This is a genomic window from Microcoleus sp. F10-B2, assembly GCF_036704965.1.
In the GTDB taxonomy this organism is placed as follows: domain Bacteria; phylum Cyanobacteriota; class Cyanobacteriia; order Cyanobacteriales; family Microcoleaceae; genus Microcoleus.
This window is the reverse complement of the sequence record NZ_JAUBTB010000169.1, coordinates 1-7437: the sequence shown is the minus strand read 5'-3', so window position 1 is coordinate 7437 and position 7437 is coordinate 1. Positions and strand designations below refer to the sequence as shown.

At 45.9% G+C, this 7437-nt stretch carries 6 protein-coding genes; 5 read left to right on the top strand and 1 reads right to left on the bottom strand.

Going from position 1 to position 7437, the window contains the following annotated elements:
- Positions 1–78 precede the first annotated feature (78 nt).
- Together QUA99_RS31850 and QUA99_RS31845 are read left to right on the top strand one after the other, a co-directional pair.
- Entirely contained in the window at positions 79–987 is a 909-nt protein-coding gene (locus tag QUA99_RS31850) for an AAA family ATPase (protein ID WP_333245327.1), read from the top strand.
- 56 nt (positions 988–1043) lie between these two features.
- Positions 1044–2234 (top strand): 5-methylcytosine restriction system specificity protein McrC, encoded by a 1191-nt coding sequence (locus QUA99_RS31845; RefSeq protein ID WP_333245325.1) that lies wholly within the window; start codon positions 1044–1046, stop codon positions 2232–2234.
- 82 nt (positions 2235–2316) lie between these two features.
- On the opposite strand, the gene QUA99_RS31840 is transcribed toward QUA99_RS31845, so the two are convergent.
- Positions 2317–3321 carry a phosphoribulokinase gene (locus QUA99_RS31840; RefSeq protein ID WP_333245322.1) on the bottom strand — a complete coding sequence of 335 codons (1005 nt, stop codon included), beginning with the start codon at positions 3319–3321 and terminating at the stop codon, positions 2317–2319.
- A gap of 587 nt (positions 3322–3908) precedes the next feature.
- Here QUA99_RS31840 and petH point away from each other — a divergent pair.
- The 3 genes from petH (at position 3909) to QUA99_RS31825 (ending at position 7252) form a co-directional block, all read left to right on the top strand.
- The gene (petH, locus tag QUA99_RS31835; protein WP_333245319.1) at positions 3909–5117 is read left to right on the top strand and encodes a ferredoxin--NADP reductase; all 1209 of its coding nucleotides are present in this window, start codon (positions 3909–3911) and stop codon (positions 5115–5117) included.
- Between the two features lie 297 nt (positions 5118–5414).
- The gene (locus QUA99_RS31830) at positions 5415–6731 is read left to right on the top strand and encodes a homoserine dehydrogenase (RefSeq protein WP_333245330.1); all 1317 of its coding nucleotides are present in this window, start codon (positions 5415–5417) and stop codon (positions 6729–6731) included.
- Positions 6732–7066: 335 nt separating this feature from the next.
- Positions 7067–7252: a hypothetical protein gene (locus QUA99_RS31825; protein WP_333245316.1), complete on the top strand. Its 186-nt coding sequence runs from the start codon at positions 7067–7069 to the stop codon at positions 7250–7252.
- Positions 7253–7437 lie beyond the last annotated feature (185 nt).

Below are 7437 nucleotides of genomic sequence, written 5' to 3'. Positions count from 1 at the left end.
TTCTAATGTCATATCACGCTATGGCAAACACTTCTCTAATCATAACGTACTCTGATCCTTTCCTTCAGGGCACTACCTTTGTTAGCAACTTTAGACGCTCAAAAGACGGCTATCAATGACCCCTTGTATTCCTTAGTCAATGAATCAAAGCTAAATCCAAAATATACTCTATCCAACTGTGCGGAAGAAACTGGCTTGAACGAAACAGAACTCAAGATATGGATACAGGCTATCCACCGCAAGAAACAAGCCATATTACAAGGCCCGCCCGGAACCGGAAAAACTTTCATTGCCGAAAAACTAGCCAAACATTTAATCGGTTGTGGTGACGGTTTCTCAGGCATTATCCAATTTCATCCAGCTTATACCTATGAAGACTTCATTCAAGGCATCCGCCCGCAAAGTCAAGATGGGCAATTGACCTATCCCATAGTTCCCGGTAGATTCATCGGATTTTGCAAAAAAGCTGAGTCTTGTCAAGGCACTTGCGTTCTCATTATTGATGAAATTAATCGTGCAAATTTATCTCAGGTATTTGGAGAGTTAATGTATTTGCTTGATGACCGCGATCGCACCGTTAAATTAGCCAGCGGTCAACAATTTAGAATACCTAAAAATGTCCGCATTATCGGCACAATGAACACAGCAGACCGTTCTATTGCCTTAGTAGATAACGCACTCCGCCGCCGCTTCGCATTCATGCCAGTTTATCCCAATTATGAAGTCCTGCGACAGTATCACCAAAGAGAGGAAACAGGTTTTCCAGTTGATAAATTAACTAACATTCTAGAAGATGTCAATCGCGCAATTAACAACAAACACTATGAACTAGGCATCTCCTTCTTTTTGACAAAAACCTTAGCTGAAGACATCCAAGATATTTGGAAAATGGAAATTGAGCCATACCTCGAAGAATACTTCTTTGATAACCAGGCACAAATGAAGGAATTTCTCTGGGAGAATATCAAGAAAAAATTGGGCTATTGACAATCTAACGCCGTCATTAACGCCGATAGGGTGGCGTTACTACATCCACCAAAATTATGAAACCAGGCTCTCCCCGAATTATCGAACTTACAGAATATCAATTAGAAACTTTTGAACAAGACTCCATCCCCGAATTAGTAGGAGAAAAAATACACAAAGATTATGACAAGGAAATCGATATAGAATTTCCCAACCCTAAAACTAAATATAAATGGCGCTTAAAATCTAAAGGCAAAGTTGGCAACATTCCCATCACTCCAGAATTTCACATCGCCATCCGCCCAAAGGTTCCCATAAACAACCTCTTCGGAATGCTTGACTATGGCTACCAGATAAAATTTCTTCAAGGATCGATTCAGTGCCAATCTTTAGAAGAAATTTACGAGGAATTAGCTAACATTCTTGCCCAAAAAATTCTAGAACGCTGTCGCAAAGGATTATATCGCGATTACTTATCCAAAACCGAAAGACTCGCCTACATTCGCGGCCGCGTCGATTTGCGGTCAGCCCTGCAAAAACCTTGGGATGTTAAACTAAAATGCCACTATCACGAACAAACAGGCGACATCGAAGATAATCAAATACTCGCTTGGACACTTTTCATCATTGGCCGCAGCGGTTTGTGCGGTGAATCTGTTTCATCCACTGTGCGAAAAGCCTTTCACGCACTCCAAGGATTTGTTACATTAAAACCTTTTAAATCAGAAGCTTGTATTGATAGAAATTATCACCGTTTGAATCAAGATTATCAACTTTTACACGCCTTATGTCGATTTTTTTTAGATAACACACGGCCTAGTCACGAAACAGGCGATCGCGAAATGCTCCCTTTTCTCATAGACATGGCCAATTTATATGAACAATTTGTCGCTGAATGGCTCAAAGCAAATACACCAAAAGGCTTTTTTGTCAAACAACAACACCGAGTCACACATGACCAAAACTATTTCGATCGCATTGACTTACTGCTGTGCGACATAGAAACAGGTAAAGTCCAATACGTCCTCGATACAAAATACAAAGCTCCCGATAAAGTAGGCAGTGATGACCGTCATCAAATAGTTGCTTACGCAAATGCCTTAAAGTGCCAAAATGCAATTCTCGTCTACCCGCAACAACTCACAAAGCCACTAGACATAAAACATGGCGCTATCCGAGTTCGCAGTCTAACTTTTTCCCTAGATAGCGACCTCCATGAAGCCGGAAAAACCTTCTTAAAATCTCTCCTTCCACACCCCCTCCCCTAACTCTACTCTGCGCCCTCTGCGGTTCATTTCTCCACAAAAAAAGAGGCGCAATTGCGCCTCCCAAATCTTTCATGTCTGCGTTCTAAACACTAACAGCCACTTTCGCTTCTTTTGCAGTCAACTTCTCGTAAGTCGCCCGCATCTTCAACCCGACTAACACTTGGAACAAACCAGTTCCATTGTTAGAACCAGGATATTCGCGGTGCTGGAGTAACAGGTGAGTTAACTCGCCTTCATACTTCGCAGAAGTCTTGCTCAAATGGCTTTCGATGTAAATAACTTCTTCGAGATTCTCGAATTGACCATCTACTTCTAAAATCGAGACTTCGTGACCGTAGAAAGCATCAGGCCCGTAGTACATCTTAATTCCGGGATAGGAACAAGTCAGCTTGCGGCCGCAAGGAACCCAGTTAATTGTTGAACCTTCGTCAAACAAATACGCAGGCTCAAAATTGGCGACGCCTTCGCGCTGGATCATCTGCACCCGCAGAACTTTCCGCTCTTTGTCATCTTTGATCAAGTTGGTTGGCAACACTTGAATTACCACATCAGCATATTGCTTTTGCGGGTCAATGTAGGCGGTAAAATCCGGTTTGCGAGCATTGATCGCAAACAGCACGTCTTCGTAACGGTGGCCCCGTTCCGCCATGTCGCGCTGGATTTTCCAAGCAATTTTTACTTCGTCGCTGATGTCGAGGTAGACGCTGAAGTCGAGGAGCGATCGAACTCGCTCGTCGTACAGGGGATGCAGCCCCTCAATCACAATCACGTGATTCGGCTCTACCCTTTCAGGCGGGTCGATCATACCGGTTTCGTGGTTGTAGATCGGCTTGTCGATTGCGTGACCTTCTTTGAGGGCCTTCATTTGCTCGGCCATCAGGTCAAAATTGTTGGCTCTGGGGTCAAGGGCAGTAATCCCTGTTTCCTTGCGCTGCTTGCGATCGAGACTGTGATAGTCGTCGAGGCAGATTACAGTCACGAAATCTTCCCCGAACAAATCTGTCAATCGGCGTAAAAAAGTAGATTTTCCGCATCCGGAATCTCCGGCAACGCCAATTAAAACCACGCGATCCGGCTTACTGGTCATAGTTTCCCTCTAACAAAATCACTGTTTACTAACTAACTCAAGTCTAGATTCCACAAAATTTCAGCCCGCAGGTAGCGACAAGCAGGCTTTGTGCTGCTGTGCTACCCCGAGAGGATCGAGTTCTCACCAGCATACAGCAGTGAGTTGACTGCCTGCCCGGAAAGACCCAAGCAATCTTCAAGGCAAGTAATTAATACTAACTTTAGCGGTTAATCTTACCAGAATGCGTCCGCCCCCTACAAGCTCAACCTCATTAAACTGCTCGAATCTTCCTCGCTCTGGTGGGGCGCTCCCCAAATCAGAAGGACTTATCGGGGCAGATCCCCCGATCGGGTAAAATATTGGCAGTACGCAGACAACAATAGCTATAGGTCAACACCTGAACGCAGCCGGACTCGGCAAGCGTGATGTTCGGCTAATTGGAAATTCCAGACGCGAGCGATCGCAACTTGACACTCCCGCCGGCGTGGGAAGGCCCAAAGATTGGCGTGGCCAATTAGTCTAGATGGCCTTAAAAAAAAAGTAAATTGAGTCTAACGTCACATTCTCTCTCTTTATAACTCTGTATCGTGAAGGACAAGCAACAAATGTACAGCCCGAGCATATCTGGTGTAGCGGCCAACTCAGAATCAGGCAGCCGCATCTTTGTTTACGAAGTGGAGGGTATGCGTCAGAGCAAAGCAACTGACCAAACAAGTAACCCGATTCGCCGTAGCGGCAGCGTATTTATCTCCGTGCCCTACGATCGCATGAATCAGGAAATGCGCAGAATTGCTCGCATGGGTGGAAGAATCATCAGCATCCGCCCCTTAAACGGCGCTCCCGAAACTAATAACGGCAAAGTCGCACCAGAAGCAGGGCTACAGAGTCAGAAATCTGGAGAAAAAACTAAGCCCATGACTCAAGCCAAGGAAAAAGTTCAGGTTCCTGTCAACCTCTACAAGCCGGCCAATCCCTATATTGGTAAGTGCATTTCTACAGAAGAATTAGTCAGAGAAGGCGGCGAAGGCACAGTCCGTCACGTCAAATTTGACATCTCTGGAGGCAATCTGCACTATCTGGAAGGTCAAAGTATTGGCATTATTCCAGATGGCACTGATAAGAACGGCAAACCTCACAAAATTCGGCTGTATTCGATCGCCTCCACCCGTCACGGAGACGATGTAGACGACAAAACAGTCTCTCTGTGCGTCCGCCGCCTAGAGTACAAAAGCCCAGAAACCGGTGAAAAAGTCTTTGGTGTTTGTTCGACTTTTCTCACCGCTTTGCAACCTGGAGATGATGTCAAAATCACCGGCCCTGTAGGCAAGGAAATGTTATTGCCTGACGATGAGGAGGCCACCGTGATTATGATGGCTACGGGTACGGGTATTGCTCCTTTCCGGGCGTATTTGTGGCGGATGTTTAAAGAGAACAATCCCGATTACAAATTCAAAGGTTTAGCTTGGCTGTTCTTTGGTGTTGCTTACACTCCCAACATTCTGTATAAGGAAGAGTTGGAGCAATTGCAACAAGAATTCCCCGATAATTTCCGCTTGACTTATGCCATCAGCCGCGAGCAAAAGAATGCTGACGGCGGCAAGATGTACATTCAAAACCGGATTCAAGAGAACGCAGACCAATTGTGGGAATTGGTTCAAAAGCCGAATACTCACACTTATATCTGCGGTTTGAAGGGCATGGAAGGCGGAATTGATGAGGGAATGTCGGCCGCGTCTAGCAAGTACGGTGTTGACTGGGCTGCGTATCAAAAACAGTTGAAGAAAGAACACCGTTGGCACGTTGAAACTTATTAATGTGTTACCTGATTTAATCTGATTTGTAGGGTGGGCTTGGCTCGCCCTACAATTGTTTGTAGGGCAATTATATCCGACTTGTAATATCATTTCCGGTTACACCGTCAGGTGATGTTGACTGTTGACGGTTGACTGTTGACGGTTGACTGTCAACAGTCAACTTGAATTTACTATTCCGATGCTAACCGATTTGATATAAGGTAGGGAATGCGTACCCTACAATACTATTTTGATTGCTCCGGTACGCCAATAGCCTACAATGGTTGTGGCTTAATTGAGTTTCTACGGGTCAAAGTCGTGGCTTTCAAAATTGGTTTGTTAGGTTTGGGTACAGTTGGCGCGGGAACAGCAGAGATTTTGCTCTCCCCAGACGGCCGCCATCCGCTGTTGCAGGAATTGGAAATCTATCGGGTGGGAGTGCGCGATATTTCTCGAACTCGGTCTTTACAATTGCCAGAAAATGTGCTGACAACTGACCTAGAAGCGATCGCAACTGACCCGGAAATTGATATTGTAGTAGAACTGATTGGCGGATTGGAACCGGCACGATCGCTCATTCTACAAGCTATTGCCAGCGGCAAGCACGTCGTCACTGCCAACAAAGCAGTTATCGCCCGCTACGGCAATGAAATCTTCGAGGCCGCCAACAAAAAAGGCGTTTACGTAATGCTAGAAGCTGCTGTCGGCGGCGGCATTCCAGTCATTCAAAGCCTCAAACAATCTTTAGGTGCAAACCGCATTCAAACTGTCACCGGCATCGTCAACGGCACAACTAATTACATCCTGACGCGGATGCAAACAGAAGGCGCAGACTTTGCCGAAGTCCTCGCCGACGCCCAGCAATTAGGTTATGCTGAAGCTGACCCCACAGCAGATGTAGATGGATTAGATGCTGCCGATAAAATTGCTATTTTAGCCTCGCTAGCTTTTGGCGGACGCATCAAATTAGCAGATGTTCACTGCGAAGGTATTAGAAAAGTTAGTGCGGCGGATATTAACTACGCCGACAAGCTGGGATTTGTGATTAAATTGTTGGCTATTGCTCAAGAAACCTCCCGCTACAATGGCAAGCAAGCGGAGGGAGAAAGCGAACTGCTGTCAATTCGAGTGCATCCGAGTTTTGTGCCGAAAACTCATCCGCTGGCGAGTGTTAACGGGGTTTACAATGCAATTTTAGTGGAAGGAGAGCCGATCGGGCAATTGATGCTGTACGGGCGCGGCGCCGGTGCGGGCCCAACAGCTAGCGCCGTAGTATCCGACATTATGAATGTGGCGGCCATCCTGAAAACAGAAACTGTTCCGATTCCCCATCCTTTGCTGAGTTGCAGTCACCAACACTACTGCAAAATTGCTCCGATGCAGGAACTTGTTACTCGCTTTTACGCCCGTTTTCTGACGCGCGATACTCCGGGGGTAATTGGCAAACTCGGCACTTGTTTCGGCAACCACAAAGTTAGTTTGGAATCTGTTGTGCAGACGGGAATTAGCGGCGATTTAGCAGAAATTGTCGTCGTGACTCACGATGTTAGGGAAGGTAATTTTCAACAAGCACTCGATGAAATTCGCGCGCTGGAAGCAGTCGATAGTATTGCTAGCACGTTGCGAGTTTTGTAAAAGTGATTTGCTAAGGGCGGGCGGGTTTCACATAGAATATTTCCCAATAATTGATAATCTATAAAACCCGCCAAACCCAAGCATAAATCAGAATGTACCGGGTGCTTGTAGGGGCTGGTTCACAAACAATAATTGCCTGAAACAAACAATCTCGAAAACCCGCCCGAACCGAACCATAAATCATCATGTACATTTTCCGATGCGATGCAAATTTCGGGTTGACGTATAGCCTTTCTCAAAAAGATGAGTGGTGGGGGGCGGGTTTATCTAGATTGTCGGTAATCGTTAGATATGGTTGGTGAACCCGCCCCTTGTATCTTAAAAGAGTCAGTTAATTGATCGCAACGTCAGGCGATCGAGCTGTCAGTCAGTCGATCGAGCTGTCAGTCAGTCGATCGAGCTGTCAGTCAGGCAATCGTACCGAAAATCAGGCAATCGTACCGAAAATCAGTCGCTCAATCTGTCAGTCAGTCGATCGTAGCGAAAATCAGTCGATCGTACCAATCATCAGGGGAGCGTAACTAATCTCCAAAGTAAATCTAAAGAAACAAGGAAAGTTTCGTGCAAATAGTTGTGTAACAGTAGAAAGTGTTGTTCAAGGACATCAGAAATCGGTGAAGTTGGCCCGCCCCTTAGACTGGATAAGTCTGTTGCGTAGATCAGCTCCCATTACTGATGACAGGCGCACACTAAACACAGGCGGTAT